Origin of the sequence: Zymobacter sp. IVIA_12111.31 C1 (assembly GCF_047495495.1) — a bacterium.
In the GTDB taxonomy this organism is placed as follows: domain Bacteria; phylum Pseudomonadota; class Gammaproteobacteria; order Pseudomonadales; family Halomonadaceae; genus Zymobacter.
On the sequence record NZ_CP179930.1, the window covers coordinates 936,329 to 956,192 of the forward strand.

Below are 19,864 nucleotides of genomic sequence, written 5' to 3' on the forward strand. Positions count from 1 at the left end.
CTAGATCCTGAGCCGTCACTCAACAGCGGCAGATGAGCAAAAGAGAAAAAAGAGAAGAAGGGCGGTAGCGTAACCGCGAAGCTCCTGCCGCCAAGACGACAGACACGTCAGTAGCCCACCGTCCTCCCCACCCCCAGCGCTGTCTGCCGATCGCCCATCTATCAATACAGTCAAACACTAGATGCCGTTATAAAAACACCCCCGATGATGGCCTGAGCCGCAGATCATCGGGGTGTTTTGTTATCGGCGAGACGTCAATGCTCGAGCGTCTAGCAGTAACGAGCGTACTCTGGTGTCCAGAAGTGTGCCCCAATGCGCTCCTTCAGGTGAGCGCTATCACGGCCTTCCGTTACGCCATCTTCAACGGCTTGCTGAGCGACCGCCTCGGCGATGCGCAGGCTGACCTCTTTTATATCTTTGAAAGAAGGCAGGACGGCGCCTTTTCCGGATTGCGCTACCGGAGAACAGTCGGACAGCGCTCGAGCAGCGGCCATCAGCATGCTGTCTGTTACCCGATGTGCCTGTGCCGCAATGATGCCAAGGCCAATACCCGGGAAAATATAGGCATTGTTGCACTGTGCGATGGGGTAGGAAGTGCCATTGATATTTACGGGCTCGAAAGGGCTGCCTGTTGCTACCAAAGCGTTGCCTTCCGTCCATTTCAGAATATCGGCAGGTACGGCTTCGATACGTGATGTAGGGTTAGAAAGCGGCATGACCAGCGGCGCTGGGCAATGGCGATACATGGTGGTAATGACGTCTTCATTGAAGAGGCCTGTCTGGCCTGATACGCCAATAAGAATTGTTGGTTTGACGTGTTCTACGATCGTAGAGAGCGCGCTTTTTGCTGTCAGATTCCACGAAGCAACAGTGGTTGCTGGTTGTGCCAGTTTTTTCTGGAAGTCCGGGATGTCTTTCATGTCGTCGGTAACGAGACCATTGCGGTCGATCATGAAGATCCTACCCCGAGCTTCCTGCTCGCTGAGACCGTCTTCCTGCATAGCGGCGACGATCTGTTCGGCAATGCCGCAACCCGCGGAGCCTGCACCGACAAAGATGATGCGCTGATCGCGAAGTTGTACCTGGCGTGCTTTGCAAGCGGAATAGAGGGTGCCCAGTGCCACAACGGCTGTGCCTTGGATGTCATCGTTAAAGCAGCACAGGTGATCACGATACTTCTGAAGCAAAGGCAGTGCATTGATCTGTGCAAAGTCTTCAAATTGCAGTAGTACATTCGGCCAGCGTTTCATGACGGCCGCTACAAAGCGCTCAACGAAATTGTAGTACTCTTCGCCACGGATGCGTTCGTGATGCCAGCCAATATACGTGGCGTCATTCAGCAGGTCTTGGTTATTGGTGCCTACATCAAGAGTGATCGGAAGTGTTTTGGCTGGATCGATACCACCGCAGGCCGTGTAAAGGCCAAGTTTGCCGATAGGAATACCCATTCCGCCAGCGCCTAGATCACCAAGGCCTAGAATCCTCTCCCCATCGGTTACCACGATGACACTGATATCATCCTGATCCACATTGGCCAGAATGGCATCGATATTGTCTTGGTCTGGGTAGGCAATGAACAAGCCACGACTACCACGATAGATGTGTGAGAATGTCTGGCAGGCTTCGCCTACGGTAGGCGTGTAGATAATCGGCAGCATCTCTTCGAGATGGTCGCTTACGAGGCGGAAGAACAACGTTTCATTGCGATCTTGCAATTCACGAAGATAAATGTGGCGGTCAATGGCCTTCTCGTATGAACTGAACTGCTGATAGGCACGTTTGGCCTGGTCATCAAGGGTTTCTATCTGGAATGGGAGAAGTCCACGGAGTCCATAGGCTGCGCGTTCCTGCTCGGAGAAAGCGGTATCTTTATTGAGCAGCGGGTTGCTGAGCAGGGCGGAGCCTTGCTGATCTATCGTAACGGATTTCTGTGAAGACATAATGGCGTCCTTGACCTTGTGAGTAAGAAGGAGAGTGCCAAATCACCGCTAAATAGGGGTGAAACCACTCTGGCGCGCTTCCCGAAGTACGCCTCGAAACCAAAACCATATAAAGCCCCGGTCTTGGTTTGGGGATAATGTCAAGATAGCTATAAGTTTGAATAAAGACTAACACCGAAGTTATTCAAAGAAAAATGTGCACGTTATGACAGAGGGTAGTGATGTACCGCTGCCTATTTTTTGACCGAGAAATGGTCAAAGGTGACTGTTTGAAATAAAAGAAAATTTCGTCATCCCCTATAGCGAAGAGCGCTGAGAAAAAACGTGGAATGTTGAAACTGGTCTAAAGGTCAGGCTTTTGCTCTAGCTATCAAATTCAACGGTTTTGCTAGATTTTTGCGGAAAGTGGGCTTGCCAGAGGGGTGAGAGGCTCTATCATACTGGCCGCACATCCGCACATCCGCACATCCGCACATCCGCACATCCGCACATCCGCACATCCGCACATCCGCACATCCGCACATCCGCACATCCGCACATCCGCACATCCGCACATCCGCACATCCGCACATCCGCACATCCGCACATCCGCACATCCGCACATCCGCACATCCGCACATCCGCACATCCGCACATCCGCACATCCGCACATCCGCACATCCGCACATCCGCACATCCGCACATCCGCACATCCTGACGGTGCAGTCGGGCTTTGGGCAAAAAGAAATCTAGACAGTAGGAGGGAGAGTTATTTGTGCTGATAGGGTGGGCCGTGTTGGTATGTAGCCCACCCTTGCCTCGATCTTACACGGACGGTGCGTATATGAAGATGAAGTGCAGAATGATGGGCAGATAGATGAACGATAGCAGTGTCGAACACAGTACGAGGCCTGCCACGGTTTCTGGCGAGCGTCCGGCGCGTTGTGCGAAGAGGTAGTTGTAAACGGCGACCGGCATGCAGACCTGAAGCAGGATCTGACCTGTCTTATACGCATCAAGATGCAATACCGTGCTGACCAGTAAGCAGATGGCCACGGCCAGCAGGGTGCGGAGCAGACCGAAGCTGAGGCCCACCACAATGTTCTTGGCCTGAATGCTGGCAAGGGATACACCCAGTGTGATTAGCATCAGTGGAATGGTGAAGCCGGAGATCAGGTCCACGGTGTTGAACAGCCAGCCGGGGAGGTGGCTGTCTGTTGCCATCATGATCAGTGAGATCGCTATGGCATAGATAGTGGGGGTCTTGATGAAGCTTAGTAAGGGCTTCTTGGAGGTCATGCTGCCCTGGGTGAACTGCACGAGACTGACGATGACCATGATTGCAATTGCGATACCAAACCCTTTGTCTTTGAAAGCGTACTGCGAAATAGGCAGCCCCATATTCCCCGTGTTGGGGAACAGCATGGCGGGGAGATATACCTGCCAGTCCAGTTTTCTCCAACGGCATAGGCCGTAGCCCGCGATCGCCATCAATATCATGATCATTACCATGGCGACGAGAATGGAGTTGAAGTTGGCCATCGTAACGCCCGATGTGGGCAGCTTGGCGAGAATCAGGCATGGAGTGCCGATGTTGAGCGTCAAGCGAGAAACGAAGGAGGTCGGAAAGGAGTAGCCCAGTTTGATCCAGAAGAAACCGAGCCCTGCGCCGAACAGTACCGGTGCCATGACTGCAAAGAGCTGGCTAAACATGGGGTGTTCCTTGTAATGGGGATGTTGGAGTAAAGAGACGACAATCTGGTCAGCGCAGTGGCTAACACTCTCTCATGTCAGCGTATCCGGCTCATTCTGTCAAACGTGCCTGTTACGTATCCATTGAGGTGATCGATATCGGCAGCGTATCCGGAAATTCTGGCGAGTCTCTGGGGTCGGTCGTTGTTTTGCAGCAGGGCTATGGCTTGTTCTTGGCAGCATGCAACTATCCCATGCAGGATCGTTCAGGATTGGTGTTGGGGAGCATGCGTGCGTGGTGAGCCATGATGGATACCGCATAGACTTGGCAATAGGGGCTGACACAGTGAGATACCTATCTGATCATGTCAGGCGGGGATCGTGAGCCACGTCGTGATGTATGCAGGGCTGTGGGCGTAGTGGCATATCAGCGTGGTGCCTGCTGGCCATTGTTCATTCAGCGTGCAATCAAGGCGTAGCGTCAGTGTCTGCGCCCCTTCATTCAAGTGCACCAGTGACGCGTCATGGAAGTAGAAAGAGGTGCCGGTGAGCGGATTGAGCGCTTTGAACAGCGATTCTTTGGCCGAAAACAGCAGTGTCAGTTGTTGGGCGAAGCGGATGTCATCTTCATCAAGCAATTGCTGTTCATGTGGTTGCAGAATGGCGCTGGACAGATGGCGTGCACTTTCCGTGTTGATCCAATGTTCGATGTCGATTCCGAGCCCTTGCCAGTGCCGTGCATGCCCCACAAGTGCGGCAGCGACACCGTGACTGTGGGTGATGGTGCCGGTGCATTCTTTGGGCCAGATGGGGTCCCGGCGTTCAGCTTTGCTCCCTGCTTGCCCATCAATGCCTAGCTGTGCCAGCGCTTGTCGGGCACATATTCTGCCGGCCAGAAATTCGCTTCGGCGTTTGGCGACCGCACGCTGCAACCGGGGAGGCTGTGGTATGTTGTGGCGGGAAAATTCATCATCGTGATAGGCCTCGACGGAAAAATGGCACTGTACCAGCACCAGTGGGCTTTCCGGGGGCACCCATTCAGGCCAGGCAGGAGCATCAATGGTAAGGGCGGAGATGAATGAAGACGCGGGCATGATGGCTGTCGCTGTGGTGATCTGGACGTAGGTTCCCGGCCGGCGTTTGCCGCGGCCGGGAAGGTAGGAACGAGCGCACGATGTGGTGCTGACTTATCCCTGTGTGCGTAGTGTACCGTGAAAAGTGACCTGTGCGTGGTTATCAAGTTGCTGATAGCCAAGCAAGTTGGTAATTAGCGGGGCGTTGTCTTGGCGCAGCAGCGGGCTGATGTCTACGGTCACGGGCGACGGTGTGGTCATCTGGATCAGCCCGTCGTTTAGTCGAGTAAGCTGAACAGGTGTCGTCGTGATTTGCCGACTGTCTGGATGATGAGCCGGATCCCACAGCTTCACGGTAGTCGTCGCGCTCTTGTTGGGAGCCAATTCGCTCAGTACGGCAGGGTCGATGTGACCTTGAATGTGTTTTGTACCTTGCTTGAGCGCCTTCTGGGTCAGCATTGGAGGAAGCTGTGCGACAACGTCCAGCTGGTTTAATGACAGTGGGACATCAATGTCGCCTCGTGCGTTGATTGTGCCGGATATTGGAGCTGCCTGCATGCGTGTTAGCGTGTTGCCTGCTTGACGGTGGTCGGTCAGCTGGATATCCAGTCGGCTCTGCTGGGGTTCCAGTGTCCAACCTGTCGGCGCTGCGTTGGCCGATAAAGCCAGCGAACCCATCAGTGCCGTGGCCGTGAGGGCCAGTGAATGAAGGTATCCTTTCCGTAAATTCATAATATCATCCTGTATCAAAGCAGAGGGTTACATCACCATGTCGCACTAGCTTTGGGAGCTAGCTTTGGTTATCATATGCGCGCTTTTGCTTTGGGCCTATAGCTCAGTTGGTTAGAGCAGGCGACTCATAATCGCTTGGTCGCAGGTTCAAGTCCTGCTGGGCCCACCATTCTGTCCTTTCTCGTGTTTCCTTCCCGGCTTTCTTTCTTCATTACCTAGTTCGGCTTCTGCATATCTGCATGCAGTTGAGACAGGCAATCCTCCTTTCGGTTTCACTGTCATCTTTGGTATGACGTCCATCGCGCGATTCTTCGCGGCTGAATGTACCGTTCAATATCAGTGGCTTATTTCCCACCAAATAACTTCCTTATTTTCTGCGCGCCAATCATCTTGAAATAGTCTGAACTGAAGCTGAAAGTTTTCTACGCTGGTATCACAAGGTAACGACAAGCGACTGTCGATGCCTTCATGCCAAGCGTCATGAGGCTGAAGCAGTTTGCGACAAGGAGGTGCGTATGGCTGTCTGGCAATCCATCCAAAGTGTTGCCATCATCGTGTTGATCATTGCGCTGGGGTATGTGCTGCGACGGCGAGGTTCTCTGGCGGATAGCTTCTCCGGCAACATTTCACTGCTGATCACCAAGATTGCGTTGCCAGCGTCCATCTTCGTTTCCGTGCTGCATTATCTGAAGCGTGATGAACTGGCCAGTCTGGGTATCGGTCTCATCTGCCCGTTTATTGGCGTGGGCATTGCCTATCTCGTGGGGTTCCTGCTGGTCCGTCTGTTAAATATTCCTGTAGGGCGTCGGGGAATATTCATCAACGGGATCGTCAACGCCAACACCATCTTCATTGGGCTGCCGCTCAACATTGCGTTGTTTGGCGAAGCCAGTATGAAGTACTTCCTCATCTACTATGTTGTGAATACGGTTTCGACCTGGACGTTGGGGGCTTTCCTGATCGCCAACGATACCCCGCAGGGGAAAGGCCAAGCGCCTTCGTTGAAGGTAACGCTGCAGAAGCTGTTGCCGCCGCCTCTGCTGGGCTTCATTGCCGGGGTATTGTATCTGCTGAGCGGGCTGCCGTTGCCGGAAGTGCTGGGTAAAACCCTGTCCTATGTCGGTAGTTTGGTGACGCCGCTTTCACTGATCTTCATTGGGATCGTGTTGAGTGACTCGGGGCTGAGCAGTATTCGCTTTGATCGCGATACGATCATCACGCTGCTGGGGCGCTTCGTGCTGTCGCCGCTGGTGCTGGCCGTACTGCTCACGTTTACGCCTTTTGATATCACGATGAAGCAGGTGCTGGTTATGCAGGCGGCAACGCCGATGCTAGCGGTGCTGCCGGTACTGGCCAGACAGGCGGGTGGCGATGTTCGCTTCGCGACCAATATCGTGACCACCAGTACCGTGCTATTTGCCGTTGTCGCACCTGTCGTGATGTGGCTGCTGCAGTATATGGCGTGAGGATGGCATTACGCTGAGCGTTCGATTCAACGAGAATGAAAAAGGCGCCACGCTCTTATCGGAGGGTGGCGCCTTTTGGCATGCCTGCCGTGCACTACTGAGCTTTCAGGCGGGAGGATCAAGTTCGGTCAATGCGACCACGAGAACCGCACAACCTAATAGTGGAATACCCAGCAGTGCTTCCAGACTGCCGATGATGACCAACGCGCCCATCGCGGTGCCCAAGGCGCTGAGCACGACGACTCTGCATGGGGTGAATGGCCCACCGTGCAAGGCGATGAAGGTGCCCGCAATGGCTACGGAGAAGGATAGCCAGAATAGAATGATCATGACCCCACCTTGAGTATCTGCCCATGAGCAGGTGCCAGAAATGGCGGTGCCGTCTATGCCATTACCAGAGTTGCCTTAATGAAGGATATCTACTGTTGTAGAACTTGCCAGTCAGCGTTGGCTGTGTCATGAATCATGTAGAGCACCCAGGTTATATCGGCAGGTAGGCTTTGAAAATCCGTGTAGGATACTCTATCTTGAGATGCGAAATGTCGTGTGAACACAAGGAGATGGTTCCATGAAAATCAAGACTCTGGCTGCTGCAGCTGTACTGGCTGCGCTGGCAGGCTGTGCAAGCGGTCCGCAAACCCCTTACACCAAGCTGGCAGGGCAGTACGAAGGGGTTCTGCCGTGCGTTGACTGCTCTGGTATCAAGACGAATCTGAAAGTCCGTGATGCCAATGACGGCAATGCTGGAACGTTCGAACTGGTCAGCGTCCGTGAAGGGAAAAGCAGTCAGGCGCTGCTGACCAAAGGTAACGTCTTCACCGTCGAAAATGCGGGTGAAATGAAATATCCGCTGATCTATCAGCTGCGCGGACCGGAAGGCAATGCCATCTATAACCTGCTGCCGCTGGAAAACGGTGACCTGCAGTTGCTGGACACCAACATGAACCAGCCGAAAACAGGCATCGACATGACGCTCAAACGTCGTTGATTCTGTAGAGGTAGATCAAAAGGCAGCTGTGCTGCAGTTCTCTACCTGATAAAGATAAAAAAGAGGCATCCCCGTGGGGATGCCTCTTTGCGTTTCGGGCGATGTATTTATGAACCCTTGCCTTCCTGTGACGGTGCATTGCCATTCTGTGCGTAGGCACGATCGTTGTCGGGGGAAGAGAGACGTGCAATGAACTGCTGGGCCTGGCGCTTGAAGCTGGCCAGCTGGGCACCGGACAGCTGCTGGCCGTTCGGCAGCTTGACGCGCATGGGGTCGACAGCACGGTTGCTGACCAGCACTTCGTAGTGAAGGTGAGGGCCAGTTACGCGGCCAGTGCTGCCTGAGAGTGCGATCGGGGCGCCCATGTTGACGCGTTCGCCCTGACGTACCAGCGAGCGTGATAGGTGCAGATAACGGGTCTTGAGGCCGTCACCGTGATCGATGACAAGATAATGACCCGCATACTGGTTATAGGCGACCTGCGTGACCACCCCTGCACTAGGGGATTTGATGGTCGTACCCGTCGGCATACCGAAGTCCGTACCGTGGTGCGGAGCGACGCGATGCGTAACCGGGTGCAGGCGCGTCAGATCGAATGCTGAGGTGACGGGGTGCTGGCCGGAGAATGGGAAACGGTTGAATGACGGATCCAGCCCACGGCCGTCCGGTGTATAGAAGCTGTCGTTGTAGCGTACGAGCGTTACATTAGCAGAAGCCCCTTTGTACTGGATGGCCAGTACGCGTGAGCCGAGCTTCTTGCCGTCCAGCGTGTCTGCTTCGACCAGTGCTTGGAATTGGTCACCGGCACGGGCCTGAGCGCGGAAGTTGAGCTTGCGTGACAGGGCGCGGGTGATTTCGGTGACTTCGCTGCTGGAAAGCCCACTGGCCTGTGCGGATTGGCCGAAGCTACCGTTGACCGTTCCCGCGTAGGTGCGCTGCATGGGCTCTACGTTGCGATGGATATTGGTGTAGGCATAGCGGCCGCTATCTTCGTGCGTCAGCAGCAGGCCATCGCGAGCAGTACGCATAACACGCAGCGATACCAGCTGGTTGCGTGCGTCGACCTGATAGTCGATGGACATGCCGATGCGCAGCTGAGTCAGAATGCGACGCGTGTTGTTATCCGGCAGGCTGTTGAGCAGGTTGCTGACCTTGACGGCATCCAGTCCCATGCTCTGAGCGGCAATCGAACCGAAGCTATCGCCCGGCTGTACTGTATAGCTGAGCCAGCGCAGCTGATCATCGCTTGGCTCAGTTGCGACTTCCTGATCCAGCGCACCTTGGTTGCCGAGTGCGTCATCATCATAGGGAAGTTCGTCTGAGAAATCGGCATCGTTACCGGTGGTCAACGCCGAAAGAAAGCGCTGGTGAAAGGGTGAAATGGTGGTGCTATCAGTGTCGATCGGATCGGTGTGGCTGAGCGCTGTCAGCAGTTGGGCACCTGCCGTATCAACGGCGAAGTGGATGTCGTCGCTATCGCCGTCATCGTCTTCATTATCGGTATCGCTGACTTGATTCATCGCAACATCGGCTGTGTTGTGCGGCGCATCCTGCGAAGGGGCCTGCGGGCGATGTTGCTGGTAAGCGTGGATGCCCAGAACAGATACCATCGACAAGATGGGCACCATGAGAAATTTATGGGGGCGAGGCAGCGCGGTAAATAAACGGAACATGAATGAAAAGACCGTGGCCGTAAGGTGGATGATCGAAAAAGGTGAATAAAATACACCGCCATTTATATTGAGACGGCCAACATTACCCGATTGTACAGGGGGTGAACAGGAAAGTAGCTGCTGTATTAACCCTTGATTTACGGTTTGCACCGTGGTGTAGACGGGAAACGAAAGCCCACTGGTATGACCAGTGGCACAGCTGTCAGTGCCAGCTGTAATGTGCAAAAAAATGAAAATTTGTAATCATGGCAAGCGCATGACCACTATTTTGCACGGTTGACGGTTACGTTTCCAGTCTGGATCGGGTCTATGACCGTGACGATCATAATATCGGCTTTCAAATTGAATGACTTGATATGGACCTTATAAGAAAGCATGTTTCGGTTATATGTTTATTTTTACAGGCATGTTATTTTGTACAGTATTAAATATTATTATCGCTAGAGAATGAAGCAGCACCTATATATTTAATAAAACGTTAATCTAAAGGTGTGAATAGAGCCCTTTGATCTTGTATGTCCTTTAATGTGTAGATGTCGCTTGGCGGTAGCGATTTCTTCATTGGTATCTGTGATTCGGCACTGGCATGGCACTGATAATTCGCTTGATGGTCGCCTTGAAAAGGTGTTCGCTCCCCGCAGACCCCGCAGACCCCGCAGACCCCGCAGACCCCGCAGACCCCGCAGACCCCGCAGACCCCGCAGACCCCGCAGACCCCGCAGACCCCGCAGACCCCGCAGACCCCGCAGACCGTGGCGCTGGGCGTGTGGCAGTTAAAGGGCGCGAAGGGCATGGGGCTCAATACGCGTTGGGTGTCACGTCGAAAGCGCATTGAGCCACAATATCGGGGCACGACTGTTCACGTGGAACGCGCTGGGCGGGGGAGACGTGCAAGCTGTCGGTCGAAGGCGTTAGCGAACTGCTGGATATCACGTGGTCCCAGCGGCTTCGCTCCGCCGTGATGTTCACCGCTGGCGCGCATCGTTTCCATGAAGTCGCGCATGTTGAGGCGTGGGCCAATGTTGTCGAGCGTGAGCGGTTCCCCGCGATGGGTGAGCACTAGCGCGCCTTTCTTAAGCACATCGGATGCAAGAGGCAGGTCGGCCGTGATTACGAGTGCACCGGGCTGTACGCGTTCGGCGATCAGAGCGTCGGCGGCATCGGCACCCTGCGGGGCATTCAAGGCAATCGCGAACGGTGTGCGGGGCAGTGGCACGAGGTGGTTGGCGACGAAGCAGGCCGGTAGTTGAGTGCGTACGGCGGCGCGAACAATAAGCTCGCGGATAGCGCGTGGGCAGGCGTCAGCATCGACCCAGATGGCAATCTGTGGGGTAGTGTTCATTAAAAACCTTGTGTAATGGTCATAAAGGCATAGGCATGTTATCCCTTTTGGTGATAGAATACGCTTTCTTCGCTATGTGCAGACCCTACCCTCAATAGTGATTCGCCCCCTCCCAATGTCCTGTCGATGCCGGACGGACTCGATTTGTCCCGGTATGCGTCAGCGTCCATTCGGTCATGCGGCAAGCCTGTGATGGCTTGTAAGTGTGGGAAAGATATCAGTATGGCGAGCGTCACGTTGGGTACTTTGAATGACAAGCCCCATGGCCTGTTGTCGATGTATTGGCTTAACGCTTTGTCTTTACTGGTATATCGGTCTCCACTGGTGCGTGCATGAGGAATGGTGTCATCAGCTGTCCGCTGATGGCCGTCCGACAATGTCAGGTGCGATTCGGCCACGTGGTTCGTAGGGTGGCCTGAATTTCCATGTATCGCCGTGTTCGTCGACCTTGCATCTATGTATGAGGGAATTCCTTCATATAGCTGTCATGCAGGGTGGGCCTGTCCGGCTCGTGTAAGGTGTGAAATGACTTCGATGTCCGATGTCTCGTCTGATTTCCAGACGCTTGGGCTGCTGCCCGCTGTTCTCCGGTCTCTTGATATCCTCGGATACACGACCCCTTCTCCCATTCAGCTTCAGACCATCCCTTCCTTGCTGGAAGGCCGTGATCTGTTGGGTCAGGCCCAGACGGGTACTGGCAAGACGGCGGCCTTTGCGCTGCCGATGCTGTCACGTCTCGATGTTTCGCGTCGTGAAGCTCAAGTTCTGGTGCTGGCGCCGACGCGCGAGCTGGCTCAGCAGGTAGCCGTCAACTTTGGTCGTTATGGCCAGTTCATCGAAGGCCTGGAAGTTGTGACGCTGTGTGGTGGTCAGGACTACCGTGACCAGCTGCGCAGTCTGCGTGCTGGTGCTCAGGTCGTCGTGGGTACGCCGGGGCGCGTTATCGACCACCTGGACCGCGGTTCCCTGAACCTGTCCGGGCTGTCCGCCCTCGTGCTGGACGAAGCTGATGAAATGCTGCGTATGGGCTTCATCGACGATGTTGAGCGCGTTCTGCGTGACACGCCGAAGACGGCTCAGCGCGTCTTCTTCTCTGCGACACTGCCGCACGAGATCGAAAAGATCGTCAACCGTTACTTGGTTGATCCGGTCAAGGTGCAGATCGAAGCGAAGGCGGTTACTACCACCATCACGCAGCGTATGTGCCGCGTAGAAGGTAGTGCCAAGCTGGAAGCGCTGTCCCGCCTGATCGAAGTCGAGAACATGGACGCCGCGATCGTTTTCGTACGTACGCGTGCCGCCTGTACGACCGTTGTTGAACACCTGTCTGCGCGTGGCGTAGCAGCTGCAGCACTGTCCGGCGATCTGGATCAGAGCCTGCGCGAGCGCACCGTTGCGCGTCTGAAACGCGGCAAAATCGACGTTTTGGTCGCGACAGACGTAGCCGCACGTGGTCTTGACGTGCCGCGCATCACGCACGTCATCAACTATGACCTGCCGCACGATACCGAAGCCTACGTTCACCGTATCGGCCGTACCGGTCGTGCGGGACGTGAAGGCACCGCGATCACCTTCGTCGGTGGCCGTGAAATGCGTCGTATCCAGTGGCTGGAACGCGCTACCGGTCAGCGCATCGAATCCATCGCCCTGCCTGATGAAAAGGCACTGCGTGCGCATCGTGACGAACGCTTCAAGGCGCGTGCTATCGAAGCCCTGAGTGGCGAATCGTCCATGGCACAACGTGCACTGGTTGAAGAGTTGGTCGCTCAAGGTTACGATCCGCTGGATCTGGCTACTGTCTTTGCTCAGCTGGCTCGTGCTGATGAAGCACCGATTCGTCCGCTGCCGCGTCAGGATAGCCGCAACGACCGCAATGATCGTAACGATCGCGGTGGCCGTGGCGAGCGTAGTCCTCGCGGTGAGCGTAGCGAACGTGGCCCGCGCCGTGAACGCGGTCCGCGTGAAGGCATGACGCGCTATCGCGTGGCCGTTGGTCATCGTGAAGGCATCAAGCCGGGTCAGCTGGTAGGCGCTTTGGCAAACGAAGGTGGCATCGAAGGCGCGCGTATCGGTCGTATCGACATTCGTCAGTCCTTCAGCACTGTCGAACTGCCGAACAACCTGCCGGCCGCTACTCTGGCGAAAATGGCGCGCGCTCGCGTTGCGGGTCGTACGCTGGACATCAGTGAAGACACTGGTCGTCCGGAACGTCGCCGTGAAGAGCATCGTCCGGCGTAAGTCGTTCGATATCGGGCAAGGCTGACGCCTTCTCGGTCATGCAACGCCCCCGCTGCCCCTGTGGTAGCGGGGGCGTTGTCGTTTGGTGCGGTCGCTTTGGCGAATGAGAAAAGGAAAGAAAGGCTTTGAGATCGCGGTGCAAGATGAAGTGATATGCTGAAGACCGAGACCGAGACCGAGACCGAGACCGAGACCAAGACAGGTTGAGTACCGGCAGCAAGGGGAGGCGATATGGAGCAGTTGCATGCGTGGATCGAAGATCCGAGAGCGGCCATCCAGTTGCAAAAAGCGTTAGCGCCGCGGGTGATACGAGAGGACCGTTTGCCTGCGTCTGTTGATCTGATTGCGGGGGTCGACGTGGGCTTCGAGCCGCTCGATCCGAAGCGCAATGCGCGCGTGGACCCTGCTGCCCCGTCATTAACGCGGGCGGTGATCGTGGTGATGGAATATCCCTCGCTGAGGGTGGTCGAGCAGGTGCTGCATCGGCAGCCGACGACCATGCCCTATATTCCCGGTCTGCTATCTTTTCGGGAGCTGCCCGCTATTCTGGAAGCATATGCCTGCCTTGAGCATCGCCCCGATCTACTCATGGTGGACGGGATGGGGATCGCTCATCCGCGCCGGATGGGAATTGCTACTCATCTGGGGCTGTGGCTTGACAAGCCGTCCATTGGCGTGGGCAAAAGCCGTCTGTGTGGTCGCCATGCGGATGTACCCGATGTGAAAGGGGCAACGGTCCCCCTGATTGATAAGGGGGAGGAAGTGGGGCGTGTCATGCGTTCGCGTGAGGGCGTTAAGCCGCTCTATATTTCGCAGGGCCATCGTATTTCTCTTGAGACGGCGTGCGACTGGGTGCGTGCTTGCCTGACGCGCTATAAGTTGCCAGAACCAACGCGCCAGGCGGATCGCTTGGCATCACGCCGCACCCAGGAAGGTGTGTTGATGCGGGAAGCGCGCTCTGAGGGGCAGAATCAAGTGTGAGTCGCGCTGTGCGGTGCTTCACGGTCCGACAAGGAGGTCGACATGACGCATTATCATTTGTTGCTGGGGACCTATACCTCAGGCAGCAGTAGTAAGGGAATCCATCATTTTAGGCTGGAATGTGCGCCGTTTCAGTGCCGTGAATGGGCGCTGACGCCTGCTGACAATCCTTCTTATCTGGCACTCGACGAAGAGGGGGCGCGTGTATATGCCACCCATGAAATCGGTGCCGATCGTGAGGGCTGGGTCAGCAGCTACCGGTTAGAGGCGCATACCGGCATGCTGCAAGTTATCAGTACCGTGCCCACGAAAGGTTCGGACCCCTGTCACGTAGCGGTATCACCCCAGGGGCGTTTCCTGTTTGTATCGAACTATTCCAGTGGTTCGCTGGCCGTGGTGCCGTGTGATCGGCACGGGCAGTTGCACGATCCGGTTGCAGTCATCACCTATGGTGGCGGGAGCGGTGCACAGCCCGAGCGGCAGCAGGGTGCGCATGTACATTTCGCCGCCGCGACTCCGGATAGGCGCTATCTGCTGGTCTGTGATCTGGGTAACGACTGCATGTACCGTTATCCACTGCTGGATGAAAGTGGTGATGGCTGTCCTCTGGCCTTGGATAAAATGCAGCGTATCGAATTGCCGCGGGGCAGTGGGCCGAGGCAGGTGAAGTTTTCTCCCTGCGGGCGCTTTGCCTATGTAATGGGGGAGCTGGACGGCTGCGTCTATCTTTTCGACTACCAGGATGGTGATCTGCGTCTGCGTCAGTATGTGCTGCTTGCGGAAGCGTGGGGTGAGCAGGAGCACGAGGGCGGTGAACTGGCCATTTCAGCCGATGGACGTTTCCTGTATGCCTCCAATCGTGGTGACTTCGATGAAATCGCTGTTTTCGCTCTGGATGGCGGGCAGGGAACGATGCGCCGTATCCAGCGGCTCAAGACTGAAGGCGTGATGCCGCGCCATTTCGAGATTACTCCCGATGGCAGTTATGTATTGGTCTGCAATCAGGGCAGCGGCACGCTTCAGCTGTTCGATCGTGATGAGCACAGTGGCTATCTGACCCATATGCAGCAGTGCGCGTTTGTCGATCAGCCGGCGTGTGCGTTGCTACTGCCATTGCCGCATTGACCGCACGGGGCCATGTAGTGTCGCATGGCCCCAAACGTCGCGTTAACCGAGATCAAGCAGCGAGCGTGGCGAGGATATCTTGAGATGGCTTGATCCTTCTCGGCCACCCGGGCACACCTGCACCTGTACGGGAATGCGTTCATGCAGTTCCTGTACGTGCGAAATGATGCCCACCTGGCGGCCTTGTGCCTGCAGTGCTTCAAGTGCATCCATTGCCATGGCGCGAGCGCGGGTATCCAAGCTGCCGAATCCTTCATCAATGAACAGTGTGCCGATCAGCAGTCGGTCTGATGCCATGGCGGCCAAGCCGAGTGCTAGCGCTAGCGATACTAGGAACGTTTCCCCTCCCGACAGCGAGTGCACAGAGCGCTCTTCATCCCCCATTTCTCGGTCAACGATCATCAGCCCCAGTTCAGTGCCGCCGCGCTTAAGACTGAAGCGGCGAGCCAGCGTCTGCAGGTGATGGTTGGCATGCACGACCAGCATGTCCAGATGCCATTGCTGGGCCATCTTGCGGAACAAGGCGCCGTCTGCTGAGCCGATCAGGCCACTGATTTTGCCCCAGCGCTCCAGTTCCTGCTCGGCGTGCTGGTGTTGATCGGTGAGTTCGGCATAGCGCTGACGTCGCTGGTCATCTTCCCGCTGGCGCGACCGAGCTGCTTCATGGCGCTCCTGATGAGCCTCTACCTGCTGGCGTTGGGCCTGCTGGCGCTCATCAACCTTGATCAACTGTTCGTCTAGGACATTCAGCAGTGTGGCAGGAGTATCGAGCAAGGTGTATTGGTCATCATCGAGCTGGATGTCGCACTGCTGCCGATAGGTGCGCTGACGGATATCGGCGTCGTGGCGTGCGTTGTCGAGCCGAGTGAGGGTCTCTTTCAACGCATGGTGTTCGTGAGGCGTGATGGCCAGCAGGCGTGTCAGCGCTTCATCGCTCTGCCACGCTGGTGGTTGAGCGGCGCGCCATTCGTCCACTTGAGCCGTGAGTGTTTCCATGCGTGAGCAGTGGGTTAGCCATTGCGCATGGTGTTCCTGCTGCGCGCGCCGCGTGGAGTCCTGCTCCGTGCGGCAGCGTTCAAACTGTTCCAGTGCGGTTTGCTCGCTGTCGCGGGCCTGCTGGAGTGCGGCGTCACGAGCCGTTTTCCACGCGCGCGCGGAGGTGTGAGTGCCCAGCTGGTCGCTCAGTTTGGTTTGCTCGGCCTCTATTCTTTGTTCCAACCGTTCATACTGGTGCTCGACGTCGAGTCGTTGAGCGCTACCGTGTTGCTGCGCACCCTCGAGGCGTTGGCGTTGCTGTTCCGCGTCCTGCAGCTGTTCTTCCAGCGAATGGATGCGCGCAATGCAGTCGTCGAGTGCTTCAACCTGTCGCGTGGCACGTTGGTGGCGCTGCTGAATGCCATCCACACGTGATTGACAGTGAATGAGCGGATAGACGGTTTCCGTTGCCATCAGTTGCACGACGATCTGGTGTGCCTGCTCGCTGTGGGCCTTGGCTTTCGTTAGGGCCAGTTCTGCTTGGTGGCGTTGTTGCTGCGCGTTCTCGTACTGCTCGCGAGCGGTTTCCAGAGCCTGTCGTGCGGGCTCAAGCTGTTGTCGTGCGGCTTCGCGTTGTGCCTCGACAAGTGCCATCGCGGTCGGCGGTGGTGGCGTATGTTCGCTGCTGCCGCAGACGGGACAGGGAGCTGAATCGCTGAGCAGGTGGCGCAGTGCCGCCAGCGTCTGTTCGCTGTAGGCCAGCAGTGCATCGTGCAGACGCTGATGATGGTTGGCGGCATGTGTCAGCGCTTGCTCTGCCTGTTGGCAGCATTGTTGGCGCTGTGAGAGGGTTGCGTCGGCCTGCTGCTGCTGGGCGAGGTAATCGTCAAGCTGCTGCTGATGGGAGGCCAACCGTTGGGCGGTGTCCTGTCGCTTTATCCAGCGCTGGCGTTGCTGATCGAGCGCGCTTATGCGTTGGCGCAGTGAATGCAGGCGCTGTGATGGCGGAAGTGTTGTCAGTAACGCACGCTGCTGGCGTAGAGCGTTGAGGCGCGAATGGTCATCGTGATGAGCATCATCGAGTTGCTTCAGCTGTTCGAGTCTCAGGCGCTGCTGCTTATCGAGTGCCGCCAGTAAGTCCGTGGTCTCCTTGCGTTGCTGGCGGAGGTGCTGGAGCTGCTGCTCCAGTGCCAGCGCCGCGTCCAGTCGGGGGGCTTCTTCGCGTTGCTGTTCCTCAAGCCTCTGGCGCTGCTGTCGGGTCTGTGACCAAGCCTGTTCCGTGAGCGCGGTGGCCGACGCTGCACTCTCAACAGCGAGAGTGCGTCGCTGCTCTTCCTCACTCAGTGCTTTGTGGCGCTGCTGCTGATCGCGGCATTCCTGTAGTGTTTCTCGGATCGCTGCGAAGCGGTCAAGCGCGACACATTGCTCGCGCTGGTCCTCGCACTGTCGCCACTGTTGGTCGAGTGCCGCAAAGGCTTGCTGCTGCGAGTGGTAGTCGTGAACCAGAGTGCGTCGCTGGTTCAGTTGGCGGTGCTGTTCTTCCAATGCCGTCAGTTGAGCGCGGTGGTGCTCCAGATCGCTGTGCGCCTGATGAACGGCATTGTCCAGCTGGGCGCGCTCCGTTTCATCGCAGGGGCGGGTCTGTTCTAAGTGCGTTGCTAGCTCAGCATGCTGTTGTTTGGTCTCACGGTACTGCTGGTAGGCACGGCGCGAAATGCGCGAATAGATATCGCTGTCGGTCAGGCGCTCCAGCAGTGCACTGCGATCGTTGTCATTGGCTTTGAGAAACGCGCTGAACTCAGCTTGTGCCAGCAGAACGGCGCGGGTGAACTGATCGAAGCTCAGTCCGAGCACCTCGGGCAGCTTGCGACTGAAATCCTGTTTGCCATCCGTGATGAGCTGTTCTTCAGGATCAAGGCGACGCAGTACCTGAGCGCTGTTTTGGATCTTGCCGGTAACCGAGTTGCGCGCGCGGCGAACGCTCCATGAGGCGGTGTAGCGCAGGTTATCGACGCCCATGAGCGTCACTTCGGCAAATGCATGGGTGCAGCCGCGGCGCAGCAGAGTGCGAGGGTCGCGTAGCTGCACGCTGTCGTCCTGTGGCAGTGTGCCGGCACCGGGCATCTGGCGCAGGCGAGGGGTGCTGCCGAATAGGGCGAGGCACATGGCGTCGAGCAGCGTGCTTTTGCCTGAGCCTGTTGGCCCTGTGATAGCGAACAGGCCGCACTCCGAAAGCGGTGAGCGGGTGAAATCAAGCGTGTGTTCGCCCGCGAACGCTGCCAGATTGCATAGACGCAGGGTTAATATCTTCATGCGTCCTCCTCGTCGTGAACATGCTGGATCAGCCAGGCTATATCTTGTTGGACCTGTTTGTCCGGAGGCTGTCCATAGCGCTGTTGCCAGTGGTGAACGAACAAACCTTCGGGGCCCATTTCATCCAGCTGCTGCCCGGCCTGAAGTGCTGGCTGTTGGTCGTCATCATCGGAGGGATAGTGGGCTGTCAGTGCCACTAAGCGCACCTTGAGGTCGTTCAGGCACTGCTCGACCTGGTGGCGCAGGTCGGGGCGTGGCGCTTCCAGCCGCACTCTAATCTGAAGCCATGGCCATGTGTCGCGGCGGTCAGGGTCGGCGGGCTCGGGCAAGTCGTTCAGAGCGGTAGGCAGCTCTTCCAGCGCAAGCGGTCCCACAATGACCATCGGTACGCTAAGCGGTACCTCATGCACGTATAGCTCCGGCGGTAGCAGGTCATCCTGTAATGTCAGTTCGATCACCTGGTGATGGTAATGGCGCTCGGAAAAATCCAGTGGATAGGGTGAGCCCGCGTAGCGAATGTGCGCGGCACCTACCTGCTGGGCGCGATGCAGGTGGCCTAACGCCACATAGTCGATGGCAGCAGGGAACAAGGCGGACGATGACAGGGCTTCTTCTCCGCCGACCACGATGGGACGTTCGCTGTCTTCCGATACCTTGCCGCCCTGTAGATGAAGGTGGGCCATGGCGATCAGGGCCTGCCCTGGCTGACGCTGGGTCATGCCGTGTTCACACAGCTGGTGATGAAGTGCCGAGACCCGCTCGGCATAGTCGAGCGGGTGCTGGCACACCTCGGATGGCCGAAGGAACGGCATCGCCAGACACCATGCGCGTACCGCGCCGTTGGCATCCGTCAGTGGGACACACAGATCATCAAGGTTGGGCTGGCGCTCGCCCGTGGCAGTGCTACACCAGTGCAGGCGTCCGAAGGCATGTGTGCGCAGTGACTGCATCAGCGGGGCGGGCAGCTCGATGCGGGCTCCGCTATCGTGGTTGCCCGCGATCATGACAATGGTCAGCGCCGGACACTGATGGTGCAGTTCGACAATGAAGTCGTACAGCAGACGCTGAGCGCGTATCGATGGCGATGCGACATCGAAGATATCGCCGGCAATCAGCAGCGCGTCTATTTCCCGCGCAACGATGAGTGTGCGCAGCCAATCCAGAAATCGTTGCTGTTCATAGAGGCGATCATGGCCGTGAAACTGCTGTCCCAGGTGCCAGTCTGCCGTGTGAAGAATGCGCATGCCTTATCCTGATGAGTCGGTGCGGTATGACGTGAAGCGCAGCGAGTAGCCGAAAATCAAGGTGTTCGGCAGGTGTTGATATGCCCCAGGGCATGATGTGGGT

At 56.7% G+C, this 19,864-nt stretch carries 15 protein-coding genes and 1 tRNA gene; 7 read left to right on the forward strand and 9 right to left on the reverse strand.

Annotation, left to right across the window (positions count from 1 at the left end):
* Window positions 1–269 precede the first annotated feature (269 nt).
* From ACMHYW_RS04190 to ACMHYW_RS04205, 4 genes are all read right to left on the reverse strand, one after another.
* The gene (locus ACMHYW_RS04190) at window positions 270–1,940 is read right to left on the reverse strand and encodes an NAD-dependent malic enzyme (protein ID WP_414501025.1); all 1,671 of its coding nucleotides are present in this window, start codon (window positions 1,938–1,940) and stop codon (window positions 270–272) included.
* Window positions 1,941–2,744: 804 nt separating this feature from the next.
* Window positions 2,745–3,632 carry an AEC family transporter gene (locus tag ACMHYW_RS04195; RefSeq protein ID WP_414501026.1) on the reverse strand — a complete coding sequence of 296 codons (888 nt, stop codon included), beginning with the start codon at window positions 3,630–3,632 and terminating at the stop codon, window positions 2,745–2,747.
* Between the two features lie 347 nt (window positions 3,633–3,979).
* The gene (locus ACMHYW_RS04200; RefSeq protein WP_414501027.1) at window positions 3,980–4,705 is read right to left on the reverse strand and encodes a 4'-phosphopantetheinyl transferase family protein; all 726 of its coding nucleotides are present in this window, start codon (window positions 4,703–4,705) and stop codon (window positions 3,980–3,982) included.
* 93 nt (window positions 4,706–4,798) lie between these two features.
* The gene (locus ACMHYW_RS04205; RefSeq protein WP_414501029.1) at window positions 4,799–5,416 is read right to left on the reverse strand and encodes a hypothetical protein; all 618 of its coding nucleotides are present in this window, start codon (window positions 5,414–5,416) and stop codon (window positions 4,799–4,801) included.
* A 92-nt stretch (window positions 5,417–5,508) separates the two neighbouring features.
* On the opposite strand from ACMHYW_RS04205, the gene ACMHYW_RS04210 reads away from it, so the two are divergent.
* Window positions 5,509–5,585 (forward strand) — tRNA-Ile (locus tag ACMHYW_RS04210).
* Window positions 5,586–5,931: 346 nt separating this feature from the next.
* Complete coding sequence (locus ACMHYW_RS04215) at window positions 5,932–6,882, forward strand: AEC family transporter (RefSeq protein WP_414501030.1); 951 nt, start codon at window positions 5,932–5,934, stop codon at window positions 6,880–6,882.
* 105 nt (window positions 6,883–6,987) lie between these two features.
* Here ACMHYW_RS04215 and ACMHYW_RS04220 read toward each other — a convergent pair whose 3' ends face one another.
* Entirely contained in the window at window positions 6,988–7,212 is a 225-nt protein-coding gene (locus tag ACMHYW_RS04220) for a hypothetical protein (RefSeq protein WP_414501031.1), read from the reverse strand.
* Between the two features lie 238 nt (window positions 7,213–7,450).
* Between ACMHYW_RS04220 and ACMHYW_RS04225 the strand changes: the two genes are divergently transcribed.
* Entirely contained in the window at window positions 7,451–7,870 is a 420-nt protein-coding gene (locus ACMHYW_RS04225; protein WP_038278374.1) for a copper resistance protein NlpE N-terminal domain-containing protein, read from the forward strand.
* Window positions 7,871–7,977: 107 nt separating this feature from the next.
* Here ACMHYW_RS04225 and ACMHYW_RS04230 read toward each other — a convergent pair whose 3' ends face one another.
* Window positions 7,978–9,480, reverse strand: a complete 1,503-nt coding sequence (locus ACMHYW_RS04230) for a peptidoglycan DD-metalloendopeptidase family protein (protein WP_414501468.1) — start codon at window positions 9,478–9,480, stop codon at window positions 7,978–7,980.
* Window positions 9,481–10,129: 649 nt separating this feature from the next.
* Here ACMHYW_RS04230 and ACMHYW_RS04235 point away from each other — a divergent pair.
* Window positions 10,130–10,378, forward strand: coding sequence for a hypothetical protein (locus ACMHYW_RS04235; RefSeq protein ID WP_414501032.1), 249 nt, complete (start codon window positions 10,130–10,132; stop codon window positions 10,376–10,378).
* Between the two features lie 24 nt (window positions 10,379–10,402).
* Here ACMHYW_RS04235 and ACMHYW_RS04240 read toward each other — a convergent pair whose 3' ends face one another.
* Window positions 10,403–10,885 (reverse strand): YaiI/YqxD family protein, encoded by a 483-nt coding sequence (locus ACMHYW_RS04240; RefSeq protein WP_414501033.1) that lies wholly within the window; start codon window positions 10,883–10,885, stop codon window positions 10,403–10,405.
* 525 nt (window positions 10,886–11,410) lie between these two features.
* On the opposite strand from ACMHYW_RS04240, the gene ACMHYW_RS04245 reads away from it, so the two are divergent.
* The 3 genes from ACMHYW_RS04245 to ACMHYW_RS04255 all read left to right on the forward strand — a co-directional run bounded on the left by ACMHYW_RS04245 (window position 11,411) and on the right by ACMHYW_RS04255 (window position 15,229).
* Window positions 11,411–13,123 (forward strand): DEAD/DEAH box helicase, encoded by a 1,713-nt coding sequence (locus ACMHYW_RS04245; protein ID WP_414501034.1) that lies wholly within the window; start codon window positions 11,411–11,413, stop codon window positions 13,121–13,123.
* A 231-nt stretch (window positions 13,124–13,354) separates the two neighbouring features.
* Window positions 13,355–14,104 (forward strand): deoxyribonuclease V, encoded by a 750-nt coding sequence (gene nfi / locus ACMHYW_RS04250; RefSeq protein WP_414501035.1) that lies wholly within the window; start codon window positions 13,355–13,357, stop codon window positions 14,102–14,104.
* Window positions 14,105–14,146: 42 nt separating this feature from the next.
* On the forward strand, window positions 14,147–15,229 hold the full coding sequence (locus ACMHYW_RS04255) for a lactonase family protein (protein WP_414501036.1): 1,083 nt from the start codon (window positions 14,147–14,149) through the stop codon (window positions 15,227–15,229).
* Between the two features lie 42 nt (window positions 15,230–15,271).
* Here the strand turns inward: ACMHYW_RS04255 and ACMHYW_RS04260 are convergent, their stop codons facing one another.
* Window positions 15,272–18,517, reverse strand: a complete 3,246-nt coding sequence (locus ACMHYW_RS04260; RefSeq protein ID WP_414501037.1) for an AAA family ATPase — start codon at window positions 18,515–18,517, stop codon at window positions 15,272–15,274.
* Window positions 18,514–19,761: an exonuclease SbcCD subunit D gene (locus ACMHYW_RS04265; protein ID WP_414501038.1), complete on the reverse strand. Its 1,248-nt coding sequence runs from the start codon at window positions 19,759–19,761 to the stop codon at window positions 18,514–18,516. Before ACMHYW_RS04265 ends, ACMHYW_RS04260 begins: the two co-directional genes overlap by 4 nt.
* Window positions 19,762–19,864: the final 103 nt, after the last annotated feature.